This window comes from Pseudomonas sp. LPB4.O, assembly GCF_038383825.1.
Lineage (GTDB): Bacteria > Pseudomonadota > Gammaproteobacteria > Pseudomonadales > Pseudomonadaceae > Aquipseudomonas > Aquipseudomonas putida.
Map to the genome: position 1 here is coordinate 283,087 of NZ_CP151298.1, position 25,032 is coordinate 308,118.

Genomic DNA, 25,032 nt, shown 5'->3' on the forward strand with positions numbered 1-25,032 from the left:
AGCTCCTCACCGAGCATTGTGAGAGCGGCCTTGCCGGGGCGCCGGCCCGGTCGGAAAGGGCTGCGTAGCAGCCCCAAGTATCTAGCGGAGCACGGCCAACCGCCCGACAAGCGGTAGTCTGGCCAGCAGGGTGAACAACGGTGCCGTCCAGCGTATCAACGCTTCACTGCCTTTGGCCGCCAGCGGCGTGTAGTAGCTCCAGCCCAACGCCAGCACTGCCATCAGCAACCCGCCAATGTAGTCATCCTGCCCCCAGTGGGCGCCGGCCACCAGGCGCGGCAGCATGAACAGCACCGCCAGCCCCCAGATCACCAGGAACTGCACCAGTCGGCGGCTGAATACGCTCATGAACAGCGCCCAGATCAGCAGCACCGAAGCGTGATCCCCCGGGAAACTCTTGCTGGATCGGTCCTTGAGCTCCCAGGCCGCCTCCAGGTTCGGGTAGTAGTCGCTGAGGTGCACCACGTCGTCGAAGATCATCGACGGGCTCTTGTGCTGCCAGCCGGCTGCATCCACCCACTTGGAAAACAGCGCGCGAATCACCACTAAGAGGAGTAGCGTGACCAGAAAGCCGAAAAAGGCCTGGCGAACCTGAGCTGCCTTGAACACCCAGTCACCACGGATAAGCACTGCCAGAAGGATCAGGCCAACGACGATGTCGAACGGGCGCAGGCTGCCGACGGTCCAGATGTAGCGCCAGGTAGTGTTGTCGGCCAGCGGCGCATTCAGGCTGTGGAACAGCCACTCGTCGAAAGTCAGGCACAGGATCTGGCCAAAAGGCCATAACCAGAAACACAGTAGAGCGATGGGAAGCAGCGTGCAGGCTGCCAATGGCCCCAAGGACCACCTTGCTTGGAACAGTGGTCGATTGTCCATAAGATACCTCTATTGCAAACAGGAATCGGAGCGCCATGTGAGCGCTCTGTCACGGGTTTTCGAAGGTTTTCGACAACCGCTGTAACCATTTTGTCATCATTTTTTAGATAGCCAAAACCTATGAGCGATTTGCCTGATACCGATTTCACTCAACGTTTCATCTTCGACGAGCGCGATGTGCGCGGCGAGTGGGTGTCTCTCGATGACAGCTATGCCGCGGTGCTGGCGCGTCATGAATACCCACAGCCGGTGCAGGCGCTGCTCGGCGAACTGATGGCCGCCACCGCCTTGCTGGTGGGGGCATTGAAGTTCGATGGCCTGCTGATTCTGCAGGCGCGCTCCGAAGGGCCGATCCCGCTGCTGATGGTGGAATGCTCGGGCGATCGCGACATCCGTGGCGTGGCGCGCTACGAGGCCGATCAGATCGCCGCTGACGCCACGCTGGCGCAGTTGATGCCCGAGGGCCACCTGACCCTGACCATCGACCCGGTCAAGGGCCAGCGCTACCAGGGTACAGTGGACCTCGACGGTGCCAACCTGTCGGAGTGCTTCACCAACTACTTCGTCCAGTCGCAACAGCTCAATACCCGCTTCTGGCTCAACGCCGAAAACGGCAAAGCCCGTGGCCTGCTGCTGCAGCAACTGCCGCGTGATCGCCAGCCTGACGACGAAGAACGTGAAGACAGCTGGCAGCACGTGATCGCCCTGGCCAAGACCCTCAAGCCTGAAGAATGGGCCGAAGGTAACGAAACCCTGCTGCACCGCCTGTACCACGAAGATGCCGTGCGCCTGTTCGACATTCAGCCGTTGCGCTTCAATTGCAGCTGCTCGCGCGAACGCTCCGGTAATGCGCTGGTGAGCCTGGGCGAGCATGACGCCAAGGCGCTGGTGCAAGAGTGCGGCGGCCAGGTAGAGATCGATTGCCAGTTCTGCAACGAGCGCTATTTCTTCGATGCAAGCGATGTGGCGCAACTGTTTGCCGGTGGCGGTACAGACACCGCCTCAGAAACTCGCCACTGAAACGTTTAATTACAGGGGAATCTCCTGTCGAATTGCGCAAAAGCGCGGTTACGACAGGAGGGGCCTACTTTTTTTGGGCGTTTCTGGCATAATCCGGCCACTTTTTTCGCTGTAGTAGTTTTTTCAAGACAACTACAAAACGTTTGGAGCACTCGGCCTCGGGCCGGATGGGGTATCTCATGACGCAAGCCAACAACACCGTGTACACCGACCTGAGCGTCGATGAGCTGGTAAAAGAAGCGCTGCAACGCGGTGAAGGCGTACTAGCCGATACTGGCGCACTGGTCGTAGAGACTGGTCACCGTACTGGCCGTTCGCCGGCTGACCGTTTCATCGTCGAAGAACCTTCCACCCAGGACGCCATTTCCTGGGGCCCGATCAACCGCAAGTTCCCGGCCGACAAGTTCGATGCCCTGTGGGACCGCGTCGAGGCGTTCAACAACGCCCAGGATCACTTCGTTTCCTACGTTCACGTAGGGGCAGCCGCCGAGCACTACCTGCCGGTGAAGATGACCACCCAGACTGCCTGGCAGAACCTGTTCGGCCGTTGCCTGTTCATCAACCCGGAGCAGTTCAACCCGGCTGGCCGCGACCAGTGGCAGGTGCTCAACGTTGCCAACTTCGTGTGCGAGCCTGAGCGTGACGGCACCAACTCCGACGGTTGCGTGATCATCAACTTCGCCGCCAAGAAAGTGCTGATCGCTGGCATGCGTTACGCCGGCGAAATGAAGAAAGCCATGTTCTCGGTGCAGAACTTCCTGCTGCCGGCGGCCGACGTACTGCCAATGCACTGCGCGGCCAACATCGGCGAAGAAGGCGATGTAACCCTGTTCTTCGGCCTGTCCGGCACTGGCAAAACCACCCTGTCGGCCGACGAAAGCCGTTACCTGATCGGTGACGACGAGCACGGTTGGGGCGAAGGCGTTGTCTTCAACATGGAAGGCGGCTGCTACGCCAAGTGCATCGACCTGTCCGAGAAGAACGAGCCGGTCATCTGGAAAGCCATCAAGCACGGCGCTGTGCTGGAAAACGTCGTTCTCGACGCCAACAAGCACGCCGACTACACCGACGTCAGCCTGACCCAGAACAGCCGTGCAGCGTACCCGCTGGAGCACGTTGCCAAGCGTTCCGAAGCGAACCTGGGCGGCGAGCCTAATGCGGTCATCTTCCTGACCTGCGACCTGACCGGTGTTCTGCCTCCGGTTTCGATCCTGAACAACGAACAGGCGGCCTACCACTTCCTGTCCGGTTACACCGCGCTGGTGGGTTCTACCGAAATGGGTTCGGGCGGCGGCATCAAGTCGACCTTCTCCACCTGCTTCGGCGCACCGTTCTTCCCGCGTCCGGCTGGCGAGTACGCCGAGCTGCTGATCAAGCGTATCAATGGCTTCAACTCCAAGGTCTACCTGGTCAACACCGGCTGGACCGGCGGTGGCTACGGCGTTGGCAAGCGCTTCAGCATCCCGACCACCCGTGCGGTGATCGCTGCGATCCAGAGCGGCGCGCTGGTCGGTGCCGAAACCGAGCACCTGGACATCATCAACCTGGACGTGCCAAAAGTTGTCCCGGGCGTTGAAACCGAGCTGCTCAACCCGCGCACCAACTGGGCTGACAAAGCTGCCTACGACGAGGCCGCCAAAGGCCTGGCCAAGCTGTTCATCGAAAACTTCAAGAAGTTCGAAGTTTCCGACGCCATCAAGGCCGCTGGCCCGCAGCTGTAAGCTGAGCCCAGCGCGACAAGAAAGCCGCCCTTTGGGGCGGCTTTTTTTTGAACGATATCCTGAGCCGGCCTCTTCGCGGCGATTCCTGTGGGAGCGGGTTTACCCGCGAAGAGGGCGGCTCAGGCAGCGGAAATCTGGAATTTCTGTTTCACTGTCAGCATCATTTGCGAAGACAAGAGCCAGACAGATGACCGAATCCCCTCAGCGCAGTGCCTTCAACCACTTCCACCCCATCCTCACCCGCCCTTCGGACAACGACGTCAACGGCCATATCGCCGGAGCGACCGTGCATGGTTTTTTCGAAACGGCTATCCAGGCCTTCCTTGTCGAACAGGCCGAGGTGGACCTGCGTGACGGCGAGCTGGCGGCATTCGTGGTCAGTTCGGCGGCGGATTTCTTCGCGCTGCCGGGCTTCCCCGACGTTCTCGAAGTGGGCTTGGGGGTGACGCGCCTGGCGGGTAGTACGGTGGAGTACCGCCTGGCGCTGTTCCGCCCGGGCGAGCCGGAGGCGTGTGCGGCAGGTACGGTGGTTCAGGTGTTCATCGAACGGGCCAGTGGTCGTCCAGTGGTGTTGCCTGAGCCGCTGCAAGTGATCCTGTCTGGCCTGGTGCTGGGACAGCAGGCATAAAAAAGCCCCGCCGAAAGGGGCGGGGCTTTTGCTGCCGGGGCGAGGCCCTCAGGCATCAGTCGCGCCAGTGGCGCTTGTGCTTGCGGTGGCCGTAGTGGTGGCCACGGTCGTAGTGACGCCGGTCGTCGTAGCCGCGACGGTAGCGACGATCGTCATCGCGGTCGTCGTCATCGGCTTTGTTGCCCATGTAGTTGCCGAGTGCGCCACCGGCGCCGCCGCCTGCGGCTGCACCAATGTAGCTACCGGTGGTGCCGCCCACCGAGCGACCGACCACGTTACCGCCTGCAGCGCCCAGCGCGCCGCCGATAGCAGCCTCGCCACGCTGGCGCTTGTCGGCACCCAGGGCACCGCCGGCTGCGCCGCCCAGACCGGCACCAATGGCACCGCCCGTGCTACCGCCGATGGAGTTGCCCACTACGGAGCCGAGTACCCCACCCAATGCGCCGCCAATGCCGGCCTCGGTATTGCCGCCTGCCATGGCAACGCCGCTGAGCAAGCTGAAAGACAACAACAAAATCGAGGAGTACTTCTTCATCAAGAGAGCCTCATAGGGATGACGAGGCGAATTTGAGGCTAAGCGGCGCGGCTGGCAACGGAAATCCGACGAGTAACACGAGTTGTACACAATTCGCTAAGTTACTGTATTTGCTGTGAAACTTTATGCATTTTCGGCTGTCTGAGACCTTTATGACAAAGCCCTGAACCGCAATGGAACAGGGCTTTTTCGTTTCTACAGGATACGCCCGTCGTCCCGTGCCCGCTCCAGTTTGATGGCAATGAACTTCGATGTCGGCGTATGGCTGCCATCGCCAATGCTCTCCAGCGGCACCAGCGGGTTCACTTCGGGGTAGTACGCCGCTGCCTGCCCGGCCGGGATGTCGAAGGCCAGCAGGGTGAAGCCCTGCACCCGGCGCACATGCTCATCCCCCCACAGCGACACGATGTCGACCTTCTGCCCCGGCTGGAAGCCCAGGCGGATGATGTCGGCTTCGTTGGCGAACAGCACCTCGCGCTGGCCGCGCACGCCGCGGTAGCGGTCGTCCAGGCCGTAGATGGTGGTGTTGTACTGATCGTGCGAGCGCATCGACTGCATGATCAGGTCCGGCAGCTGGCCACTGGCGCGCACGCGCTCATCGAGCAACGAATCCGGCAGCAGGTTGGCCTTGAAGTTGGCGCGGCCGGTGCTGGTCTTCCATTCGCGGCTGCCGGCGCTGTTACCCAGGTAGAAGCCGCCTGGGTGTTGCAGGCGCTGGTTGAAACCGCTGAAGCCGGCGATGGTATCGCCGATCAGGTCGCGGATGCGGTCGTAGTCGGCCACCAGCCAGTGCCAGTCCACCGGTTGCTTGCCCAGGGTCGCGGCGGCGATGCCGGCAACCACTGCCGGTTCCGAGCGCATTTGCGTAGACAGTGGCTTCAGCTGGCCGTTGGAGGCGTGCACCATGCTGAACGAGTCTTCCACCGTCACCGCTTGTGGCCCGTCGGCCTGCAGGTCGATGTCGGTGCGGCCCAGGCACGGCAGGATCAGCGCCTGCTTGCCATGCACCAGGTGGCTGCGGTTGAGCTTGGTGCTGATATGTACGGTCAGCTCGCAATTGCGCAGTGCCTGTGCGGTACGCTCGGTGTCCGGCGTGGCTTGTGCGAAGTTGCCGCCCAGGCCGATGAATACCTTGGCCCGCCCATCGAGCATGGCGTGAATCGCTTCGACGGTGTTGTGGCCGTTGTGCCGGGGCACGGGGAAGCCAAAACGCTTTTCGATGGCGTCAAGCAGGGCCACCGGCGGGCGCTCGTTGATGCCCATGGTGCGGTCGCCCTGCACGTTGCTGTGGCCACGCACCGGGCACAGGCCGGCGCCGGGAGCGCCGATGTTGCCGCGCAGCATCTGCAGGTTGACGATTTCCTGGATGGTCGGCACCGAATGGCGGTGCTGGGTGATGCCCATCGCCCAGCACATGATCACCCGCTTGCCGCGGCAGTACATGCGGGCGGCCAGCTCGATGTCGACTAGGGCCAGGCCGGACTGCGCCTGGATGTGCTCCCACGGCGTGGCATCTACCACTGCCAGGTACTCGTCGACGCCATGGCCATGTTCGGCAATGAAAGCATGGTCGAACACGGCCGGTTCGCCTTTGGCCTGGGCTTCGCGTTCCCATTGCAGGGCGAACTTGGCCATGCCGCGCAGCATCGCCATGTCGCCGCCGAGTGCCGGGCGGAAGAACGCGGTGTTGGTCGGCCGGTCACTGTTGGTCAGCATCTCCAGCGGGTTCTGCGGGTGCTGGAAACGCTCCAGGCCACGTTCCTTCAGCGGGTTTACGCACACCACCTGGGCGCCACGCTTCACCGCATCGCGCAGCGGGTCGAGCATGCGCGGGTGGTTGGTGCCGGGGTTCTGGCCCCAGACGAAAATCGTGTCGGCATGCTCGAAATCGTCGAAGGTGACGGTGCCCTTGCCAACCCCGACGCTTTGCCCGAGGGCCACGCCACTGGCCTCGTGGCACATGTTCGAACAGTCGGGGAAGTTGTTGGTGCCGTAAGCACGCACGAACAACTGGTACAGGTACGCCGCTTCGTTGCTGGCGCGCCCCGAGGTATAGAACTCGGCCTGGTCAGGGTTGGCCAGCTTGTTCAGCTCGCGGGCGATCAGGGCGAACGCGGCATCCCAGCTGATTGGCAGGTACCGGTCGCTGGGCGCGTCGTAGACCATCGGTTCGGTCAGGCGCCCTTGGTACTCCAGCCAGTAGTCGCTCTGCTGCAGCAGCGAGGTGACGCTGTAACGGGCGAAGAAGGCAGCATCGACGCGGCGCTTGGTCGCCTCCCAGTTCACTGCCTTGGCGCCGTTCTCGCAGAACTTGACCATGCCGCTTTCCGGCGAATCGCCCCAGGCGCAGCCCGGGCAGTCGAAGCCGCCGTGCTGGTTGGTCTTGAGCAGCGCGCGAATGTTCTTCAGCGCGTTGTCGCTGCCGACCCAGGCCTTGGCCACGCTGCGCAACGCGCCCCAGCCACCGGCGGGGCCGTGGTAGGGCTTGTAGCGAGGGGGGGAGGCTGGGGCGTTGTCCGGGAGGTGCTGGTAGGAGGTCACGGGTATTACGACTCCGCCGCCGGGCTGTAGACCCGCGGTGCGCTGTGCTTGGGCAGATGGATGAGGTTGAGGTTGTGCTTGCGTGCCCATTGCAGGGCAAGGCCGGTGGGCGCCGACAGGCTGACCAGGGTCTGGATGCCGGCACGCAGTACTTTCTGGATCAGCTCCAGGCTGCAGCGGCTGGTGACGATGGCCAGGCCGCCCTGGCTGTCTATGCCTTGGCGCAGCAGGGCGCCGATCAGCTTGTCGAGGGCGTTGTGCCGGCCGATGTCTTCACGGCCGAGCAGCAGCTCGCCATGGCGGTCCATGAACAGTGCGGCATGCACCGCCCCGCAATGCTGGCCCAGCGGCTGGAAGGCATCGATGCGTTCACGCAGGCCAACCAGCCACTGGGGCGGGGGCAGGGGCGCGCCCGGCAGTTCGGGCAGGTCCGGTAGCGCCTGTTCAAGCGCTTCGACCCCGCACAGGCCGCAACCACTGGTGCCGGCCAGCTGGCGGCGCTGATTTTTGAGGTTCCAGAACGCCCGGCTGGAAATTTCCAGGTCGGCATACATTGCCGAGCCGCTGCCGGAAAGCTTCAGGTCGTAGATTTCTGCGGTGCCTTCGACAATGCCGCTGCCAACGCTGAAACCGACGGCGAAGTCTTCCAGGTCGGTGGGGCTGACCAGCATCACCGCCTGGTTGAGGCCGTTGTAGACAATGGCCAGGGCCACTTCTTCGGCCAGCGGGGTGCTGTCGCGTTGGGCGTCGCTGAGCTGGACGTAATCGTAGGTGTTGCTGGCGGCGGGCATGGACAAGGGCGATGATGCCGCGCAGACCGGAGGTTTGCTGTTCATCGGGGCGTTGAATACCGGCGGCTTTCTGATAGCACAAGCCTAGGCTTGCGGGCCGGCGGCGTCTAATCGCTAGGGTCTATGCCTTGATAGACCGTGTCGATTGGTCGCACAGGGGGCGGGAGTGGAAAAGCTGGCCTAGACTCGTGAGTCCGAGGTTTCGTCAACAAGGAGAGCGCAATGAGCCTGTTCAGTTTCGTGAAGGAAGCCGGCGAGAAGTTGATCGACCTGCTGACCCCTGGCAATGCCAATGCCGAGGAGCAGCTGAAAAAACACGTGCAAGACGTTGGCCTGGGCAACCCGAACATCACCGCCACTGTAGAGGGAGACACGATCACCCTCAAGGGTGAAGTGGCCAGCCAGGAAGAGAAGGAGAAGATCATTCTTGCAGCCGGCAACATCAATGGTGTAGCCAGCGTGGATGACCAGATCACCGTGACCGGGCCGGTTGTGAAGGCGGCCCGGTTCGTTACGGTGAAAAAGGGCGACACGCTATCGGCCATTTCAGTCGTGGTTTATGGCAACGCCAACCAGTACAACAAGATATTCGAGGCCAACAAGCCGATGCTCTCGCACCCGGACAAGATCTACCCGGGGCAGGTGCTGCGTATTCCCGAGTAATCTTCCTCCCACAGTTGTTGCACTGCTTTCAATGCGGTGAAGTGCTTGTAGGAGCAGCCTTGTGCTGCGAAGAGGCCGGTACTGTCACAGACAATTTTCTGTCATACCGGCCTCTTCGCAGCACAAGGCTGCTCCTACAAGCCTGCCAGTAAGTCCCGGTAATCCTCGACCGCCGCAAACTCTTCGGTATCCCGCGGCCCTGCCTTGCTATCCGGCTGGCGCACCGCCAGCAGGTGGCCCACCCCAAATCGCTGTGCACTGCGCAGTATTGCCAGCGTGTCATCGATAAACAGGCTGCGCCCCGGCTCAAAACCGATGTCCGCCTGCAAGGCATCCCAGAACTGCGGGCTTTCCTTCGGGTAGCCATAATCGTGCGAGCTGATCAGCCGTTCGAAATACGGCGCCAGTTCCACCCGCTCCAGCTTCAGCGACAGCGAGTCGCGGTGCGCATTGGTGATCATCACCACGCGTTTGCCCGCCTTGCGGATTGCCGCAAGGAAGGTGTCGGCGTCTGGGCGCAGGGCGATCAGGTCGGCGATTTCCTGCTTCAGCTCTCGGATTGGCAGGCGCAGCTCGCGGCTCCAGAAATCCAGGCAATACCAGTTCAGCGTGCCGGCATTGCGCTCGAACAGTGGCTGCAGCTCCATTTCCGCCATGGTCCGGCTCACCCCGTGCAGCTCGGCATAGCGCTGGGGCAGGTGCTCCAGCCAGAAGCGGTTGTCGTAATGCAGGTCGAGCAGGGTGCCGTCCATGTCCAGCAGGACGGTATCGATGGCAGACCAGGGAATAACAGGCATGGGAAACTCTCGATCAGTCGGCTAGCCACGGTATAGTAACCCGTTCACGCCAAGGAGCCGCCCCATGCGCCAGAAACCCACCGTCCTCAGCCGCGAAATCGTCGCCAGCAGCCGCCTGTTCCGCGTCGAAGCCGTGCAATTGCGCTTCAGCAATGGCAATGAGCGTACCTACGAGCGTTTGGTGGGCCGGGGTAACGGCTACGGCGCGGTGATGATCGTGGCCATGCTCGACGCCGAGCATGCCGTGCTGGTGGAGGAATACTGCGGCGGCACCGATGAATACGAGCTGTCGTTGCCCAAGGGCCTGATCGAGCCGGGCGAGGATGTGCTGGCGGCAGCCGACCGGGAGCTCAAGGAAGAAGCCGGTTTTGGCGCACGCCAGCTGGAGCACCTGACCGAGCTGTCGCTGTCGCCGGGCTACATGAGCCAGAAGATCCAGGTAGTGCTGGCCACCGACCTGTACGAAGAGCGCCTGGAAGGCGATGAGCCAGAGCCGATGCGGGTCGACAAGGTCAACCTGCGCGAGTTGTCGGCATTGGCCATGCACCCACAGTTCACCGAGGGCCGCGCCCTGGCGGCGCTGTACCTGGCCCGTGACCTGATGATCCAGCGGGGGCTGCTGGAGCTATGAACGACCTGCAACTGATGCACGAAGTGGTCAAGCTGGCACTGACCGCAGGCGAGGCGATCCTGCCGTTCTGGCGTGCCGACGTGGCCGTGACCAACAAGGCCGACGATTCGCCGGTGACCGCCGCCGACCTGGCAGCGCACCGGGTGATTGCCGATGGCCTGCTGGCGCTGGCGCCGCACATTCCGGTGCTGTCCGAGGAAGACTGCAACATACCGCTGGCCGAGCGTCAGGGTTGGAGCCGCTGGTGGCTGGTCGACCCGCTGGACGGCACCAAGGAGTTCATTGCCGGCAGCGAAGAGTTCACGGTCAACATCGCCCTGGTCGAAAACGGCGAGGTGGTGTTTGGCGTGGTGTCGATGCCCACCAATGGGCGCTGCTATTTTGGTGGGCGCGGCATGGGGGCCTGGCGTGCAGATGCCGGTGAGGTAGCCCAGCCGATCCAGGTACGCAACGCACCCGCGCAGGGCGAGCGTTTTACCGTGGTGGCCAGCCGTCGGCATTCCAGCCCGGAGCAGGAAGCGCTGTTGGCCGGCCTTGGGGCTGCGGTGGGTGAGCTGGAGCTGGCCAATATCGGCAGTTCGTTGAAGTTCTGCCTGCTGGCTGAGGGCAGCGCAGACTGCTATCCGCGCCTGGCGCCGACTTCGCAGTGGGACACTGCTGCGGCGCAGGGTGTGGTGGAAGGGGCCGGTGGCGAAGTGATCGGGCTGGATGGCTTGCCGTTTCGGTACCCGCCACGCGAGTCGCTGCTCAATCCGCATTTCCTGGCATTGCCTGCCAATGCTGCATGGCGCCAGGCCTTCCTGAACCTCATCTAACTGCCTGGCACGATCCTGTGGGAGCGGCCTTGTGTCGCGAAAAGGCCGCTCCCACAAAGGCCGCTTTAGTCGCATTAGCGGTGCAGCACGTACTGGCCGCTGAATTTCACTGCCGGCTCGTCACTACCGGCATTGCTCACGGTGGTTTCCAACGTCAACCGCGCCCGCCCACGGCGCTGGTACATGGCCAGGAATCGCTCCCAGGTCTTTTCGTCGGGCGCTACACAACGCGCCACCGCCGCACCGGTAACCGGCAACGGATAACTGATCTGCCCTTCCTGGATGACGATATGCCCGTCATCGATCCCCAGCGCCCTCAGGCGCAGGTGCAGCCAGCCCCAGCCCGCCAGCACGGCGGCGCAGTACAGGCTGCCGCCAAACATGGTGCTCTTGTGGTTGACGTTGGCCGCCAGCGGCAGTTGCAGGCGCAGGGTGTGCTGCTGCCAATCGATCACTTCCAGGCCCATTTCGCGGGTCAGGGGGATGTCGCTGTGCAGTACGGACTGCAGGTACTGGCTATCGGTGCTCATTAACGGTGGTCCTCTTGGTCGTCATGCCCGCCGCTGCCGCCGTCGAAGCTCAAGCTGTGCTTGCGCAGCTTGTCGTGCAGGGTCTTGCGGGGGATGCCCAGCGCCTCGGCCAGGCTGCGCATGGAGCTGTGTGGCTGGGCCAGTTCGGCAGCGATCAGCGAGCGTTCGAACTGCTCGACCTGCTCGCTGAGGTTGCCGCTCAGCATTGGCACAGCAGCTGCTGTCGCCGGCGGCGCCTGGCCGTCCAGGGCCAGCTCCAGGCCAAGGGCGAAACGCTCGGCGGCGTTTTGCAGCTCGCGCACATTGCCTGGCCAGGGGTGGCGCAACAGCACGGCACGCTGCGCCGGTTGCAAGGTGTGCGGGGGCAGGCCATGGCGCTGGCTGGCGGCGTCGGCGAAGTGCTGGAACAGCACCAGAATGTCATCGCCGCGCTCGCGCAGCGGTGGAATACGCAGCGGCGCCACGTTCAGGCGGTAATACAGGTCGGCACGGAAGCGCCCTTGGTCGGCGGACTGTCGCAGGTCTTCCTTGGTCGCGGCAATGATGCGGATATCCAGCGGGATCAGCTGGTTGCCGCCGAGTCGCTCGACCACCCGTTCCTGCAACATGCGCAGCAGTTTTACCTGTACATCCAGGCTCATGCTCTCGATTTCGTCGAGGAACAGCGTGCCGCCGTTGGCGAACTCGAACTTGCCGATACGGCGTTTTTGCGCGCCGGTGAAGGCGCCAGGCTCATGACCGAACAGCTCGCTTTCCACCACTGACTCGGCCAGCGCGCCGGCGTTGATCGCCACGAACGGGCCGTCGCGGCGGCTGGACAGGTCGTGCAGGGCGCGGGCCACCACCTCTTTGCCCGCGCCGGTTTCACCCAGTATCAGCACATCGGCGCGGGTGCCGGCCAGGGCACCGATCTGCTCGCGCAGGCGCAGCATGGACGGCGAATGGCCGACCAGCCGGGTGGCCAGTTGCTGGCGGTCGCTCAGTGCCAGGCGCAGGCTGCGGTTGTCCAGCACCAGGCGGCGCAGGGCCAGGGCGCGGCGCACGCTGTCGAGCAGGGCGTCTGTGGCAAAGGGTTTTTCCAGGAAGTCATAAGCCCCGGCGCGCATCGCCTGCACCGCCAGCGGCACATCGCCGTGGCCGGTAATCAGCAGCACCGGCAGCTCGCTGTCGCGGCCGTGCAGTTGCTCCAGCAGCTGCAGGCCATCGATACCGGGCATGCGGATGTCGCTGACCACCACACCGGGCCAGTCGGCCTCGATACGCTCGGCCAGGCCTTGGGCATCGGCCAGGGCGACCACCTTGAGCCCGGCCAGGTCCAGGGTCTGGCTCAGCGCCTGGCGCAGGTGCGGGTCATCGTCCACCAGGATGACCTGGGCTTGGCTGTCGATCAGTGTCTCGGTGGTCATGCCGAGGAGTCCTCCGAATTGGGCAAAGTAGCGCCAGGCGCGGCCACACGCAGCTGCAGGGTCAGCAGTGCGCCACCTTCCGGGTGGTTGGCCAGCAGCAGTTCACCGCCCAGGGCGCGCATCAGGCTTTCGCAGATGGCCAGGCCCAGGCCCAGGCCCTGGGTGCGGGTCTTGGTGGTGAAGAACGGCTCCTTGGCATGCTCCAGGGCCTGGCGGCTGAAGCCGGGGCCGTTGTCGCGGATGTACAGGTAGACGCAGTCATCGCGCTGCTCGGCACTTAGCCACAAGCGGCGCGGGTTGGCCTTTTCGGTCAGGGCGTCGAGGGCATTGGCCAGCAGGTTGCCGAGCACCTGGCGCAGGCGGGTTTCACCGGCTTGTACCCACAAGGTCGCCTCCGGCAGGTCGCGGATCAGCTCCACGGCCATCGCCCGGCGGCGCTTGGCCAGCAGTGCCAGGGCATCGTCCAGGGCTGGCTGCAAGGCCACGCTTTCCGGGGCATGGCGGTCGCGGCGGGCGAAGGCGCGCAGGTGGGCGATGATCGAGGCCATGCGCCCGGTCAGCTCGCCGATCAGCTTGAGGTTGCCGCGGGCGTCATCGGTGCGTTGGTGGTCCAGCAGGATTTCGGCGTTTTCCGCGTAGCTGCGGATGGCCGCCAGCGGCTGGTTCAGCTCGTGGCTGATGCTGGCCGACATGGTGCCGAGTACCGACAGCTTGCCCGCCTGCACCAGTTCGTCCTGGGCGCGCACTGCTTCTTGCTGGGCGTTTTCGCGTTCCAGCACGGCATTTTTCAACCGTGTGTTCAGGCCTTCAAGGTCGGCGGTACGTTGGGCCACGCGCTTTTCCAGCTCCTGGCGGCCACGGGCTTCGAAGTCGATGCGGTCGATGTAGTGGCGCCGTCGTTGCATCACCAGGCCGGCCAGCAGCATCAGTACCAGCAGCGTACCGGCACCGATGGCCATCACCGTTTGCACCGAGCGATCGACGAGCATGCGCGGCGCGAGGATGCTGACCTGCCAGCCGGTCTCCTTGATGTCGCGGGTCTGGGTGATCCAGGCGTCCGGGCTGAGCACCAGCGGTTGCGGGGCCTGGGTCGGGTAGGGCTGGATGGCGATGATGGCCTGGCGCTCGGCCTCGGTCAGCGTGCGCGTAGCACGGAAGCGCCAATCGGGCCGCGACGTCAGGATGACCACACCATTGTGATCGGTCAGCAACAGCTGCTCGGGCGTGCGGCCCCAAAGGGTTTCGGTGTGGTCGAGGTCGACCTTGACCACCAGCACGCCAACGATCCGCTCGCGGTCCCGCACGGCTGCGGCAAAGAAGTAGCCGCGCTTGGCCGAGGTGGTGCCCTGGCCGAAGAAGCGGCCCAGGTGGCCGGCCATGGCTTCGTTGAAATAGGGGCGGAAGGCGAAGTTGCGGCCGACGAAGCTGTCGTGCTTGTCCCAGTTGGACGCGGCCAGGGTGTTGCCGCTGACGTCCATCAGGTACATCACCTCGGCACCGGTCTGCTGCACGATGCCCTTGAGCAGGCGGTTGGCGTTGGTCACCGCTTCCAGGCGGAACGGGTCTGCCAGCACGCCACGTAGCGCCGGCAGGTCACCGAGGATCTGCGGCAAGGTTTCGTAGCGGTGCAGGGTGCCGAGCAGGTTGGCGACGTACAGGTCGAGGGTCTGGCGGTTCTGCGAGGCCAGCTCTTCCTGGTAGTAGCGTTCGGCCAAGTGATGCAGGGGCCACAACAACGGGGCCAGGCACAGGGCCAACAAGGCCAGGCTGCGCCAGCGGGGACGGCGTGGGGGCGTGGGTTTTGCAATCATCACGTAAATGCGCCAGAAAAGTCTGGCGCAATTATGCGCTAGTTAAGGCAGCAGTTCCGCCTCTGCCAGTGGCAGGCCGAGCTTGTCCTTGTCCGACAGCACCGGTGGTTGCTGCAACCCCCAGTCGATGGCCAGTTGCGGGTCGTCCCAGCGGATGCAGCGGTCGGCGCCGGGGTTGTAGTAATCGGTGGTCTTGTAGAGGAACTCGGCCGATTCGCTCATCACCGCAAAACCGTGGGCGAAACCGGGAGGTACCCATAGCTGGCGGTGGTTGTCGGCCGACAGGTGCACGGCGACCCATTGGCCAAAGGTTGGCGAGCTTTTGCGCACGTCCACGGCGACATCGCGGATTTCCCCGTGTACCACCCGCACCAGCTTGCCTTGGGTGTTCTCGACCTGATAGTGCAGCCCGCGCAGTACACCCTTGATGGAGCGAGAGTGGTTGTCCTGCACGAACTCGGCCTTCACACCGGTTTGCCGCGCGAACTCACGCGCGTTGAATGCCTCGAAGAAAAAACCACGGCTGTCACCGAAAACCTTCGGCTCGATGATCAGTACTTCAGGGATTGCGGTAGGGATGATGTTCATAGTGGCTCGCTGGCCCGTTGCCCAAGTATTGACCCTAGTCGGCCCCGCTGGAATTGTCCGCATGCCGATGCAACAGGATGCATAAGGTATGGCTATGGTAGACGTCAGACCGGTAGCGGCACCAGGCACGGCTTTGCATGATTCGATTGTTATCGATTTAATTGCGGGTAATTAGCGAGTCATTCCCGACTGCCGGGCTTCAAATCTCGATATATATCGGTTATAAATTGACAAACGCCCCAGCACACTCCGGCTCAGGGCCATCATAGAGGTCACCCATGAAAACCCTCAACTCCACGCCCCGTGCCGATGGTTTCCACATGCCCGCCGAGTGGGCCCCGCAAACCCAGGTGTGGATGGTCTGGCCGGAGCGCCCGGACAACTGGCGCCTGGGCGGCAAGCCGGCACAGGCTGCGCATGTGACCCTGGCCAAGGCCATTGCCCGCTTCGAACCTGTCACCGTCGCGGCCTCCGCCGGCCAGTACGAAAATGCCCGTCGCCAGCTCGACCAGCCGAACATTCGCGTGGTCGAAATCAGCAACGACGACGCGTGGGTGCGTGATACCGGCCCAACCTTCGTCATCAACGACCAAGGTGAAGTGCGTGGTGTGGACTGGGGCTTCAATGCCTGGGGCGGCTTCGACGGCGGCCTGTACGCGCCGTGGAACCGCGACGAGGAACTGGCCGCCAAGGTGCTGGAAATGGAGCGCTGCCAGCGCTACCAGACTGAGGGCTTCGTGCTGGAAGGCGGCTCGATCCACGTGGACGGTGAAGGCACCGTGATCACCACCGAGGAATGCCTGCTCAACCGTAACCGCAACCCGCACCTGAACCGCGAGCAGATCGAAGCGGTGCTGCGCGATCAGCTGGCGGTCGACACCGTGGTTTGGCTGCCCGATGGCCTGTACAACGACGAAACCGACGGCCACGTCGACAACTTCTGCTGTTACGTGCGCCCGGGTGAAGTGTTACTGGCCTGGACCGATGATTCCAACGACCCCAACTATGCGCGCTGCCACGCGGCCATGGAGGTGTTGAAGAACACCCGCGATGCCAAGGGCCGCGAGTTCATCGTGCACAAGATGCCGATCCCGGGCCCGCTGTTTGCCACCGCTGAAGAGTGTGCCGGTGTCGATCAGGTGGCCGGCAGCCAGGAGCGAGACCCGTCGGTGCGCCTTGCCGGTTCGTACGTGAACTTCCTGATCGTCAACGGCGGCATCATTGCGCCAAGCTTCGACGACCCGGCAGATGCCGAAGCCAGAGCGATCCTGGCAAAGATCTTCCCTGACCATGAAGTGGTGATGATCCCTGGCCGCGAATTGTTGCTGGGTGGCGGCAACATCCACTGCCTGACTCAGCAGCAGCCCGCGCCGGTCAAGCGTTGAGCGCAGCTGGAATGAAAAAAGGCCCGTCATTTGACGGGCCTTTTTTTTCGGGCGACATCCGGCGCCCAGGCTGGCATAGGTTTTGTATTGTTTTTCAAGCAGATAGCTCGGCCGGGCCGCGCTCTTGGATCTGTAACATTACCTACGTAAATTAGCCGCTCACGGGCCAGGGAGTACGTGTAGACATGAACGCAGCAAGTGAGTCGGCTTTGCGCCCATCGGCAGTGAATCACCAATCGCTCAAGGTTGTGGCGAAGTGGTTGAAACACCATGGAAGCATCAGGGTCAGGACGACCGACCCACGACGTCTGCTTGCCGGGCGCTACCCCCAAGGGCTGATCAGCGAAGCAGAGATGCAGGCGCTGATGGCGGTGTGGCACTGATCGAATTGGTATTTCTGTGCCGGCCTCTTAGCGGGTGAACCCGCTCCCACAGGTACTCCACATGTCTCGAAACCTGTGGTGACCCTGTGTGTGCAGCTTCAGCCGCGAAGAGGCCGGTACAGCAATAAAGATCAGAAGCTGTAGCTACCCGTGACCACCAGGCTACGCGGGTCCCCCACCTGAATCTGCGCCGCACTGGTCGCCGAGCTGTAGTAGGTCTTGTCGGCAATGTTGCTCAACGCCGCCCGCACATCCCAGTCATGGGTGCGGTACCCCGCCAGCGCATCCCAACGGCCATACCCTGGCAACACCGTGGTGTTCTGGTTGTCCGCATAACGCTCACCTACCAGCGTAACGCCGGTTTCGGCGTACCAGCCCAGCTCTGGTTTCCAGGTCACGAACAGGCTGGCGTTGCGCTTGGCCACATCGTTGATGCGGTTGCGTTCCTGGCCGTTGTTGTCCTTGACGATGATCGCATCCTGCAGGCCGATGCCGCCGCGTACATACCAGTTGCCGACGATATTGCCGGTGGCCGTCAACTCGATGCCGCGCGAACGCTGCAAGCCGCTGAGCAAGATGTTATTCGGGTTTTCCGGATCACGGGTGCGGCGGTTGTACAGTTCCAGCTCGTAGATGGCCAGGGTGGTGGTCAGGCGCTGGTCGAGCCAATCGCTTTTCACCCCGATTTCTTTCTGCCGGGTCTCTTCCGGCTTGGCGTCGTTGCCGTTGCCCGGCGCATCCGGGGTGATGCCGATCAAGCCGCCGCCCACCGGCGAGAAGGTCTTGCTCCACGAGGCGTAGAACGAATGATCCCGCCATGGCGTGTAGACCACGCCCAGGCGCGGGCTGGTGCTGTTGCTGTCCTGCGGTTCGCGCACGCCATCCTTGTTGGTGGTTTCCACGTCGAACTGGTCGAAGCGCACGCCAGCCAGGATTTGCCATTGATCGTTCAGGCGGATCTGGTCTTGCAGGTAAAGGCCGCGGCTATCGACCACAGTGTGGTTGTTACTCGACAGCACCAGTGTGCCATTGTGCTGCTGGTTGCTACCGGGTTTGCCCAAGCCCGGGAGCGGCTGGCTACCAGCGGTATACAGCACAGGGTCACGCTTCTGGTTGCCGAACTCCAGGCCCACCAGCAGCTTGTGCTCCAGGCCCAGGGTGTCGAAATCGCCCTCGGCCTCCAGGTTGTTGAACAGGTTGCGGGTGTTCAGGTCCTGCTGCCAGCGCTGGCGGGTCAGGACATTGGTGCTGGCGTTGTAGCCCGTGACGTAGGTGTTGTCGAACTCGCTGTCGAGCTTGAACAGGCCCAGGGTATGGCGCAGCTGCCAGGTTTCGTTCAGCTGGTAGTTCAGGCGTGAGCGCAGGGACTGGGCGCGGTCATCGATGTAGTCGCGCTGGTCGCCGTAGGTGGTGCCGCGGCTGACGTCGGCCGGGCGGCCATTCACCCCGGGGATGCCCCGGTCGGGCGTGCGGTTGTAGCGGCTGTATTCGTACTGCACCAGCCAGTTGAGGTCGGGGGTGATCTGCCAGCTGAGCGACGGGGCGAACAGCTGGCGGCTGCCGTCGATACCCTCGCGGAAGCTGTTGTTGTCCTGGTTACCCATGTTCAGGCGCAGGCTTACGGTATCGCTGGGGTCGGCGCTGAGGTCGGCATACAGGCTGCGCAGGTCTTCGCTGCCGGCCTGTGCTTCGATGCTCGAGCGGCGGCCCTGCTCCGGAGCCTTGCTGACCCGGTTGACGATGCCGCCCTGGCTGCCACGGCCATACAGCACCGCCGCCGGCCCCTTGAGCACCTCGACCCGCTCGATGTTGTGCAGGTCGCGGATGTACTGGCTGTCGTCGCGAATGCCGTCCAGGTAGAAGTCGTTGCTGGCCTCGAAGCCGCGGATGCGCACGCTGTCAAAGCGGGTGTCGGCGCCGCTGCTGACGTTGGGGATCCCCTCCAGCGCCTTACCCAGGGTGTTACTGCCGTAGTCCAGCACATTGGCGGTTTTCACCGTGTCGATGGCCTGCGGCACATAGCGTACCGGCGTCGAGGTGCGGGTGGCGGTGCTCACCTCCTTGACTCGCGGGTTGTCCTTCTCACGCTCGCTGTCGGCGGTAACCGACGACTCTGGCAGCGTGGTGGTGGCGGCACTGGCCAAGCCGGCGCTGAACAGCAGCGACAGGGCAAGCGTCAAGGGGGAAAGGCGGCAGGGTACGAGCATGGACACATCCGGACCGGGCAGGTGAAAAAGAAGGCGCGAATGGTAATGCTTGCTATTTACTCTTGCTTGAGTATTTGTAAAGGGTTGTCTTTACATATGTATCTCTTTGTAACAGCCTCTGCCGCCACGGTTTGCCCGCTCTCGGGAAATTGTCCGTTCGATCAAAAGGTAATTTCCCACACGAGATAAATTGCCCGCTGATAGCGCAAACCTGCATGGAAATGCACCAGCTCTGCCGATAATTTTGGTTATATCAACCTGCATTTCACGACTTTTTGACATTTGTAATCGCACACGGCTAGGATTCGGCCAACGCCTGCTGGCCATTATCTTGGCCATGCTGCTGCCGAGGGCTGCCGTGTACTTACCAGCTGGCCCACCAGGCGGGATCCGCATAGCGTCGAACCTACGAAGGGGCGTTGGTTCCTGGCGTCATATTGCAGAGCGTTTTTGATTAAGAAATAAGGAAAACAACATGTTGAAAACCAGGATCAGCCTGGTCGCCTTGGCGATGATCGCCGCGACCCAGGCACAGGCCAATGACCAGGCCGACAGCAAGGGCTTCATCGAGGACAGCCACGCCAACGTCCTTCTGCGCAACGCCTACATCAACCGTGACAAGAAGCACGGCACCGATGACCAGATCGAATGGGGCCAGGCGTTCATCGCCAACTTCTCCTCCGGCTTCACCCAGGGCACCGTTGGCGTCGGCGTCGACGCATTCGGGCTGTACGCCGTGCGCCTTGATGGCGGCAAAGGCCACAACGGTGGCGGCGGCGTCGACTTCTTCAAGCCGCACGAAACCACCAATGCCGAAGGCAATGCCAGCTCGCCGCACAACCTGGCCCGTGGTGGCGCAGCAGTAAAATTCCGCATTTCCAACACCGTGCTGAAGTACGGTGACCAGATGCCAGCACTGCCAGTGCTGCAGTACGACGACGCGCGTCTGCTGCCAGAAAGCTTCACCGGTACCCTGATCACCTCGAAAGAGATCGAGGGCCTGGAACTGAACGCCGGCCGCTTCACCCAGGAAGCGCGCAAAAGCGCCGAGCGCCGTGACGGTGGCGGCCTGAAGTCGATCAACGTCTTCGGTGGTAGCTACAAGTTCACCGACAACTTCACCGCTTCGCTGTACACCGCAGACAACGAAGACGTGATGAAGAAGCACTACCTGGGCTTGAACTACGTCTTCCCGATCGCCAGCGACCAGTCCCTGACCCTGGACTTCAACGGCTACAAGTCGGACATCGACAACAAGTACGTACAAGCCGCTGGCCTGAATGGCGACTCCAACACCATCTGGAGCCTGGCAGCCACTTACGCGTACGGTGCGCACTCGTTCACCCTCGCGCATCAGCGCAGCACCGGCAGCACCGGTTACAACTACGGTTTCTACCAGAACGCCGGTGGCGTGGGTGACGGTGGTTCGACCATCTACCTGGCCAACTCGTACTGGTCCGACTTCAACGCCGAAGACGAGCGCTCCTGGCAGCTGGGCTACGGCCTGGACTTCGGTGCCTACGGCATCCCGGGCCTGACCTACAAGCTGGCCTACGTGGTGGGTGACAACATCAACACCCGCAACGTCGCCAACCCGCAGGGCTTCGGCGAAGGTAAAGAGCGCGAGATCTTCAACCAGATCCGTTACGTGGTGCAGGACGGCCCGGCCAAGGACCTGTCCATCAAGCTGCGTAGCTCGTTCCTGCGCACCAACAACGCCGTGCAGCAGAACGGTTACAACGACGACGGCAACGAAGTCCGCGTATTCGTCGAGTACCCGATCAGCATCTTCTGATCCTGATCTGGAGCATCGAACAGCCCTGGCTTATGCCGGGGCTGTTTCTTTTCGGCGCACGGTTTTTGCTGCAACGGGCATCAGTTCTCCTGTCTCCGGCGCAAAACTGTCGCTACGCGCCATCCGCCACATCCGCGCATAAAACTCGCTTTCAATCGAGCCACTGAGCAATTCGCCTGGCTTGAGGAACGTGTGCAGGTCCGAAAACAGCCCGATCTCGCTGGGGCTGATGCGCCGGGCAAGGTGCTTGGGCTTAAGCTCCGAAGGGTGCTCCAGGCCGGCAGCAGCCAGCATTTCGGCCAGTGCGTGCAGTGTGTTGCGATGGAAGCTGGCCACCCGTTCGGCTTTGTCTGGCACCACCAGGGCGCGCTGGCGCAGTGGGTCTTGCGTGGCCACGCCGGTCGGGCATTTGTTGGTGTGGCAGCTTTGCGACTGGATGCAGCCAATGGCAAACATGAAGCCGCGCGCCGAGTTGACCCAGTCAGCGCCGATGGCCAGTACGCTGGCGATGTCGAAGGCACTGACAATCTTGCCCGCAGCGCCAATGCGAATGCTGGAGCGCAGGTTCAGGCCGACCAAGGTGTTGTGCACGAACATCAGGCCTTCGCGCATGGGCACGCCCATGTTGTCGCTGAATTCGCGGGGGGCTGCGCCGGTACCGCCTTCTTTGCCATCGACAACGATGAAGTCCGGGGTGATGCCGGTGGCCAGCATGGCTTTGGCAATGCCCATGAACTCCCACGGGTGACCCAGGCAGAACTTGAAGCCTACGGGCTTGCCACCCGACAGCTCGCGCAGGCTGGCCACGAATTGCAGCAACTCGACTGGCGTGCGGAAGGCACTGTGCGCGGCCGGAGAGATGCAGTCTTCACCTGCGCGCACGCCACGGGTCTCGGCGATTTCGGCGCTGACCTTGTGCCCTGGCAGGACACCGCCGTGGCCTGGCTTGGCGCCTTGGCTGAGCTTGATCTCGATCATCTTCACCTGCGGCGAGCGGGCCTGTTCGGCGAAGCGGTGCGGGTCGAAACGACCGTCCTCGGTACGGCAGCCGAAGTAGCCACTGCCGATTTCCCAGATCAGGTCACCGCCATGTTCGCGGTGGTAGGGGCTGATGCTGCCTTCACCCGTGTCATGGGCAAAACGGCCCATGCGCGCACCGCGGTTTAGCGCGGCGATGGCATTGGCGCTGAGGGCGCCAAAGCTCATGGCGGAGATGTTGAAGATCGAGGCCGAGTAGGGCAGGCGGCATTGCGGCCCGCCAATGGCGATGCGGAACGAGGCCGGGTCTGGCGTGGCCACTGGCAGCATCGAATGGCTGATGAATTCGAAACCGGGTTTGTAGGCATCGTTCAGGGTACCGAAGGCTTTCTCGGCGCTTTCGTTCTTGGCGCGTGCGTACACCAGCGAGCGCTGCGAGCGGGAGAACGGCAGCTTGTCGTCGTCACCCTCGATCAAGTACTGGCGGATTTCCGGGCGGATGGTTTCGATCAGGTAGCGGATATTGCCCAGGATCGGGTAGTTGCGGCGCACGGCGTGGTGGCTTTGGCGCAGGTCGTTGAGCCCGACCAGGCTGAGCAGGGCAGTGATCAGTGTGATTGGCCAGAGCCAGGCATGTTGGGGCAGCAGCGGCAGGCTGGCAAAGGTGAACAACAGGCAGATGACGAGGCAGGCGTAGCGGCTGGGCAGAGAGTGATTCATGGGTCCATCGCAGGCAGGATGACCGGGCATAGGATAGGCAAAGGCGCGGAGGGGAAAACCTGGGTAATCGGTAAAAGACTGTTACCTGATAGCGTATTCCCACAGAAAATAGCGTTAGCCAGGCAGCAGTATGCTGACCCGCAACCCACCGCCCTCGCGGTTCGCCACCATCAGCTCACCGCCATGGCTGTTGGCAATCCGCTGGGCAATGCTCAACCCCAGCCCATACCCGCCGGATGCCTGGTTGCGCGACCCTTCACCACGCACGAACGGGTCGGTGATGGTTGTCAGCAGGCCCGGCGCAATCCCCGGCCCGCGGTCGTCGATGTGGATGAACACCCCATCTACAGCCCGTTCCAATGTGACCGAGATGTCCTTCGCGTAGCGCAACGCATTGACCAACAAGTTTTGCAGGCAGCGTTGCAGCAACAGGGCATCCACCTGCGAACACCCCACCTTGCCATGCACCGGCAGCGCTTCTTCGGCGCTGGCCAGCTCGGCGCACTGGCGTGCCACCAGCCGGTCCAGGTCCACCTGCTGCAAATTCAGCTGCTCGCCTGCGCGCAGGTAATCGAGTACCTGGCCGATCATGTCGTCCATCTGGGTAATGTTCTGCCGCAGGCGCTGGCGGTGTTCGTCGTCCGGCAGGCGCTCCAGACGCAGGCGCATGCGGGTCAGCGGGGTGCGCAGGTCGTGGGACACGGCGGCCAGGAAGTAGGCCTTGTCATTGACCATGGCAATCAGCCGCTGCTGCATGGCGTTGAACGCCTGGGCCGCCTGGCGCACTTCTTCCGGGCCATCCAGCGCCAGGGGAGGCTGTTCGAGGTTGCCGCCCAGGCCGCGCGCTGCGTCGGCCAGCCGTCGCAACGGGCGCAGGCACAGGCGCACGGCAATCAGGCACACCAGCAATACCGCGACAATCCGCAGCGCATACACCCGCAACAGGTAGTCGCTGATCAGCACCCAGGCCGATTCGCCACTCCAGCCCTGCAGTTCCTGGCACTCGATGGTCAGCCAGTGGCCGTCGGCCAACGGCACCGCGAACTGCACATGCGCCTGGGCCGTACGCAGGCCGAACAGGCTGCGCCAGACAATCGGCTGGCCCAGCTCATCGGTCAGTCGCACCTTCAGCAGGCGCACGTCTTGGGCATGCCCCAGTTCGTACTTGAGGGCCTGCTGTAGCAACAGTTCGACGCGCCTGCGCCCCCGGCGCTCGTCATGTTCAGGTGTGGGTAGCGTTTCGGCGCAGCGCAACTGATAGTGCGCGGGCACCTTCAGCGTGCCGGCCTGGCAATTGGCCTGGGCGATCAGGGGGGCACTGCGCGCGGCGATCAGGCGAATGGGCGCCTCCAGTACCTGGGCGAAACGCACATCGAACCAGATGCTGCTCGACATCAACTGGATCACCAGCGTGCCGCTGATCATGATCAGCAGCAGCTGGCCAAACAAGGTGCGCGGCCACAGCCGGCGAAGCCAGCGCATGTCAGGCATCGGCCGCGAGGCTGGCGATACTCAGCAGGTAGCCTTCATTGCGGATGGTGAGGATTTGCGCGGCACCTGCTGGCGCACGCCGCAGTTGCTGGCGCAGGCGGCTGACGCACATGTCCACCGAACGGTCGTCGGGCAGGTGGTCGCGGCCAAACGCGCTGCGGGTCAGCTGGTCGCGGGAGACCACCCGGTTGTTGGCTTCCAGCAGTTGGCGCAGCACGCGGTAGTCGGAGCGCGGCAGGGTCAGGGTTTCGCCATCGGGGCGGGTGAGCAGCCGCTTGACGTGTTCAAGGCGAAAGCCGGCGAACAGCTGCGCATCCACCACGGCGCGCTCTTCGGCGGGGGTATCCAGGCGTTGCGGGCGACGCAGCACGGCCTTGATCCGGGCGATCAGCTCGCGGGGCTCGAAAGGTTTGGCCAGGTAGTCGTCGGCACCCACTTCCAGGCCGATGATGCGGTCCAGCGTGCTGCCCTTGGCCGACAGCATGATCACCGCCAGGCCTGGCGTCGCTTGTAACTGGCGGCACAGGCTAAGGCCATCTTCACCCGGCAGCATCAGGTCGAGCACCACCAGGTCCACCTTGTGCCGGACCAACTGTTCGCGCATCTGCTCACCATCGGCTGCGGCTAGCACGTTGTAGCCGGCATCGGTCAGGTAATCACAAAGAAGTTCGCGGATCTCGTCGTCATCGTCGACAACCAGCAAAGTCGTGCTCATGCGGG

22 protein-coding genes are annotated in these 25,032 nt (G+C 63.0%); 9 read left to right on the top strand and 13 right to left on the bottom strand.

From position 1 onward, the window contains the following. Nucleotides 1–81 precede the first annotated feature (81 nt). On the bottom strand, nt 82–876 hold the full coding sequence (locus MRBLPB4O_RS01185) for a phosphatase PAP2 family protein (protein ID WP_341797311.1): 795 nt from the start codon (nt 874–876) through the stop codon (nt 82–84). A gap of 120 nt (nt 877–996) precedes the next feature. On the opposite strand from MRBLPB4O_RS01185, the gene hslO reads away from it, so the two are divergent. The 3 genes from hslO (at nt 997) to MRBLPB4O_RS01200 (ending at nt 4,245) form a co-directional block, all read left to right on the top strand. Then, nucleotides 997–1,896, top strand: a complete 900-nt coding sequence (gene hslO / locus MRBLPB4O_RS01190) for an Hsp33 family molecular chaperone HslO (RefSeq protein WP_049276053.1) — start codon at nt 997–999, stop codon at nt 1,894–1,896. A gap of 179 nt (nt 1,897–2,075) precedes the next feature. Further along, the gene (locus tag MRBLPB4O_RS01195) at nt 2,076–3,617 is read left to right on the top strand and encodes a phosphoenolpyruvate carboxykinase (protein WP_063423222.1); all 1,542 of its coding nucleotides are present in this window, start codon (nt 2,076–2,078) and stop codon (nt 3,615–3,617) included. Nucleotides 3,618–3,804: 187 nt separating this feature from the next. Further along, complete coding sequence (locus tag MRBLPB4O_RS01200) at nt 3,805–4,245, top strand: thioesterase family protein (RefSeq protein ID WP_341797312.1); 441 nt, start codon at nt 3,805–3,807, stop codon at nt 4,243–4,245. A gap of 55 nt (nt 4,246–4,300) precedes the next feature. Here MRBLPB4O_RS01200 and MRBLPB4O_RS01205 read toward each other — a convergent pair whose 3' ends face one another. The 3 genes from MRBLPB4O_RS01205 to fdhD all read right to left on the bottom strand — a co-directional run bounded on the left by MRBLPB4O_RS01205 (nt 4,301) and on the right by fdhD (nt 8,157). After that, nucleotides 4,301–4,780, bottom strand: coding sequence for a glycine zipper domain-containing protein (locus tag MRBLPB4O_RS01205; protein ID WP_174371285.1), 480 nt, complete (start codon nt 4,778–4,780; stop codon nt 4,301–4,303). A gap of 195 nt (nt 4,781–4,975) precedes the next feature. Beyond that, nucleotides 4,976–7,321 (bottom strand): FdhF/YdeP family oxidoreductase, encoded by a 2,346-nt coding sequence (locus tag MRBLPB4O_RS01210; protein ID WP_341797313.1) that lies wholly within the window; start codon nt 7,319–7,321, stop codon nt 4,976–4,978. 5 nt (nt 7,322–7,326) lie between these two features. Beyond that, nucleotides 7,327–8,157 carry a formate dehydrogenase accessory sulfurtransferase FdhD gene (fdhD, locus tag MRBLPB4O_RS01215; RefSeq protein WP_041167489.1) on the bottom strand — a complete coding sequence of 277 codons (831 nt, stop codon included), beginning with the start codon at nt 8,155–8,157 and terminating at the stop codon, nt 7,327–7,329. A 177-nt stretch (nt 8,158–8,334) separates the two neighbouring features. On the opposite strand from fdhD, the gene lysM reads away from it, so the two are divergent. Beyond that, nucleotides 8,335–8,775, top strand: coding sequence for a peptidoglycan-binding protein LysM (gene lysM / locus MRBLPB4O_RS01220; protein ID WP_341797314.1), 441 nt, complete (start codon nt 8,335–8,337; stop codon nt 8,773–8,775). 134 nt (nt 8,776–8,909) lie between these two features. On the opposite strand, the gene yrfG is transcribed toward lysM, so the two are convergent. Then, nucleotides 8,910–9,572, bottom strand: a complete 663-nt coding sequence (gene yrfG / locus MRBLPB4O_RS01225; protein ID WP_341797315.1) for a GMP/IMP nucleotidase — start codon at nt 9,570–9,572, stop codon at nt 8,910–8,912. A 64-nt stretch (nt 9,573–9,636) separates the two neighbouring features. Here yrfG and nudE point away from each other — a divergent pair, with 64 nt between their 5' ends. After that, the gene (nudE, locus tag MRBLPB4O_RS01230; RefSeq protein WP_043200325.1) at nt 9,637–10,203 is read left to right on the top strand and encodes an ADP compounds hydrolase NudE; all 567 of its coding nucleotides are present in this window, start codon (nt 9,637–9,639) and stop codon (nt 10,201–10,203) included. Further along, nucleotides 10,200–11,018 (top strand): 3'(2'),5'-bisphosphate nucleotidase CysQ, encoded by an 819-nt coding sequence (cysQ, locus tag MRBLPB4O_RS01235; RefSeq protein WP_341797316.1) that lies wholly within the window; start codon nt 10,200–10,202, stop codon nt 11,016–11,018. Before nudE ends, cysQ begins: the two co-directional genes overlap by 4 nt. A gap of 74 nt (nt 11,019–11,092) precedes the next feature. On the opposite strand, the gene MRBLPB4O_RS01240 is transcribed toward cysQ, so the two are convergent. The 4 genes from MRBLPB4O_RS01240 to rfbC are packed head-to-tail and all read right to left on the bottom strand — an operon-like array spanning nt 11,093 to nt 15,353. Then, on the bottom strand, nt 11,093–11,548 hold the full coding sequence (locus MRBLPB4O_RS01240; RefSeq protein WP_341797317.1) for a YiiD C-terminal domain-containing protein: 456 nt from the start codon (nt 11,546–11,548) through the stop codon (nt 11,093–11,095). Next, nucleotides 11,548–12,954 (bottom strand): sigma-54 dependent transcriptional regulator, encoded by a 1,407-nt coding sequence (locus MRBLPB4O_RS01245; RefSeq protein ID WP_341797318.1) that lies wholly within the window; start codon nt 12,952–12,954, stop codon nt 11,548–11,550. The genes MRBLPB4O_RS01240 and MRBLPB4O_RS01245 overlap by 1 nt, the downstream gene beginning before the upstream one ends. Then, entirely contained in the window at nt 12,951–14,765 is a 1,815-nt protein-coding gene (locus MRBLPB4O_RS01250; RefSeq protein ID WP_341797319.1) for an ATP-binding protein, read from the bottom strand. The genes MRBLPB4O_RS01245 and MRBLPB4O_RS01250 overlap by 4 nt, the downstream gene beginning before the upstream one ends. A 42-nt stretch (nt 14,766–14,807) precedes the next feature. Then, complete coding sequence (gene rfbC, locus MRBLPB4O_RS01255; protein WP_063423229.1) at nt 14,808–15,353, bottom strand: dTDP-4-dehydrorhamnose 3,5-epimerase; 546 nt, start codon at nt 15,351–15,353, stop codon at nt 14,808–14,810. Nucleotides 15,354–15,631: 278 nt separating this feature from the next. Between rfbC and aguA the strand changes: the two genes are divergently transcribed. Then, nucleotides 15,632–16,738, top strand: a complete 1,107-nt coding sequence (gene aguA / locus MRBLPB4O_RS01260; RefSeq protein ID WP_016497575.1) for an agmatine deiminase — start codon at nt 15,632–15,634, stop codon at nt 16,736–16,738. A 185-nt stretch (nt 16,739–16,923) separates the two neighbouring features. Continuing rightward, nucleotides 16,924–17,121 carry a hypothetical protein gene (locus tag MRBLPB4O_RS01265; protein WP_026034717.1) on the top strand — a complete coding sequence of 66 codons (198 nt, stop codon included), beginning with the start codon at nt 16,924–16,926 and terminating at the stop codon, nt 17,119–17,121. Between the two features lie 131 nt (nt 17,122–17,252). Here MRBLPB4O_RS01265 and MRBLPB4O_RS01270 read toward each other — a convergent pair whose 3' ends face one another. Beyond that, nucleotides 17,253–19,328 carry a TonB-dependent siderophore receptor gene (locus MRBLPB4O_RS01270; RefSeq protein ID WP_341797320.1) on the bottom strand — a complete coding sequence of 692 codons (2,076 nt, stop codon included), beginning with the start codon at nt 19,326–19,328 and terminating at the stop codon, nt 17,253–17,255. Between the two features lie 475 nt (nt 19,329–19,803). Here MRBLPB4O_RS01270 and MRBLPB4O_RS01275 point away from each other — a divergent pair, with 475 nt between their 5' ends. Beyond that, the gene (locus tag MRBLPB4O_RS01275; protein WP_059394988.1) at nt 19,804–21,123 is read left to right on the top strand and encodes an OprD family porin; all 1,320 of its coding nucleotides are present in this window, start codon (nt 19,804–19,806) and stop codon (nt 21,121–21,123) included. A 30-nt stretch (nt 21,124–21,153) separates the two neighbouring features. Here MRBLPB4O_RS01275 and MRBLPB4O_RS01280 read toward each other — a convergent pair whose 3' ends face one another. From MRBLPB4O_RS01280 to MRBLPB4O_RS01290, 3 genes are all read right to left on the bottom strand, one after another. Beyond that, nucleotides 21,154–22,821: an FMN-binding glutamate synthase family protein gene (locus tag MRBLPB4O_RS01280; RefSeq protein WP_341797321.1), complete on the bottom strand. Its 1,668-nt coding sequence runs from the start codon at nt 22,819–22,821 to the stop codon at nt 21,154–21,156. A gap of 114 nt (nt 22,822–22,935) precedes the next feature. After that, a complete protein-coding gene (locus tag MRBLPB4O_RS01285; protein ID WP_341797322.1) occupies nt 22,936–24,303 on the bottom strand; it encodes an ATP-binding protein in 1,368 nt (455 codons plus the stop codon). A gap of 1 nt (nt 24,304) precedes the next feature. Beyond that, entirely contained in the window at nt 24,305–25,027 is a 723-nt protein-coding gene (locus MRBLPB4O_RS01290; RefSeq protein ID WP_341797323.1) for a response regulator, read from the bottom strand. Nucleotides 25,028–25,032: the final 5 nt, after the last annotated feature.

Coding starts and splice junctions, on each gene's coding strand:
- MRBLPB4O_RS01185 (WP_341797311.1), bottom strand. CDS start 876: ATGGACAATCGACCACTGTTCCAAGCAAGGTGGTCCTTGGGGCCATTG.
- hslO (WP_049276053.1), top strand. CDS start 997: ATGAGCGATTTGCCTGATACCGATTTCACTCAACGTTTCATCTTCGAC.
- MRBLPB4O_RS01195 (WP_063423222.1), top strand. CDS start 2,076: ATGACGCAAGCCAACAACACCGTGTACACCGACCTGAGCGTCGATGAG.
- MRBLPB4O_RS01200 (WP_341797312.1), top strand. CDS start 3,805: ATGACCGAATCCCCTCAGCGCAGTGCCTTCAACCACTTCCACCCCATC.
- MRBLPB4O_RS01205 (WP_174371285.1), bottom strand. CDS start 4,780: ATGAAGAAGTACTCCTCGATTTTGTTGTTGTCTTTCAGCTTGCTCAGC.
- fdhD (WP_041167489.1), bottom strand. CDS start 8,157: ATGAACAGCAAACCTCCGGTCTGCGCGGCATCATCGCCCTTGTCCATG.
- lysM (WP_341797314.1), top strand. CDS start 8,335: ATGAGCCTGTTCAGTTTCGTGAAGGAAGCCGGCGAGAAGTTGATCGAC.
- yrfG (WP_341797315.1), bottom strand. CDS start 9,572: ATGCCTGTTATTCCCTGGTCTGCCATCGATACCGTCCTGCTGGACATG.
- nudE (WP_043200325.1), top strand. CDS start 9,637: ATGCGCCAGAAACCCACCGTCCTCAGCCGCGAAATCGTCGCCAGCAGC.
- cysQ (WP_341797316.1), top strand. CDS start 10,200: ATGAACGACCTGCAACTGATGCACGAAGTGGTCAAGCTGGCACTGACC.
- MRBLPB4O_RS01240 (WP_341797317.1), bottom strand. CDS start 11,548: ATGAGCACCGATAGCCAGTACCTGCAGTCCGTACTGCACAGCGACATC.
- MRBLPB4O_RS01245 (WP_341797318.1), bottom strand. CDS start 12,954: ATGACCACCGAGACACTGATCGACAGCCAAGCCCAGGTCATCCTGGTG.
- MRBLPB4O_RS01250 (WP_341797319.1), bottom strand. CDS start 14,765: ATGATTGCAAAACCCACGCCCCCACGCCGTCCCCGCTGGCGCAGCCTG.
- rfbC (WP_063423229.1), bottom strand. CDS start 15,353: ATGAACATCATCCCTACCGCAATCCCTGAAGTACTGATCATCGAGCCG.
- aguA (WP_016497575.1), top strand. CDS start 15,632: ATGAAAACCCTCAACTCCACGCCCCGTGCCGATGGTTTCCACATGCCC.
- MRBLPB4O_RS01265 (WP_026034717.1), top strand. CDS start 16,924: ATGAACGCAGCAAGTGAGTCGGCTTTGCGCCCATCGGCAGTGAATCAC.
- MRBLPB4O_RS01270 (WP_341797320.1), bottom strand. CDS start 19,328: ATGCTCGTACCCTGCCGCCTTTCCCCCTTGACGCTTGCCCTGTCGCTG.
- MRBLPB4O_RS01275 (WP_059394988.1), top strand. CDS start 19,804: ATGTTGAAAACCAGGATCAGCCTGGTCGCCTTGGCGATGATCGCCGCG.
- MRBLPB4O_RS01280 (WP_341797321.1), bottom strand. CDS start 22,821: ATGAATCACTCTCTGCCCAGCCGCTACGCCTGCCTCGTCATCTGCCTG.
- MRBLPB4O_RS01285 (WP_341797322.1), bottom strand. CDS start 24,303: ATGCGCTGGCTTCGCCGGCTGTGGCCGCGCACCTTGTTTGGCCAGCTG.
- MRBLPB4O_RS01290 (WP_341797323.1), bottom strand. CDS start 25,027: ATGAGCACGACTTTGCTGGTTGTCGACGATGACGACGAGATCCGCGAA.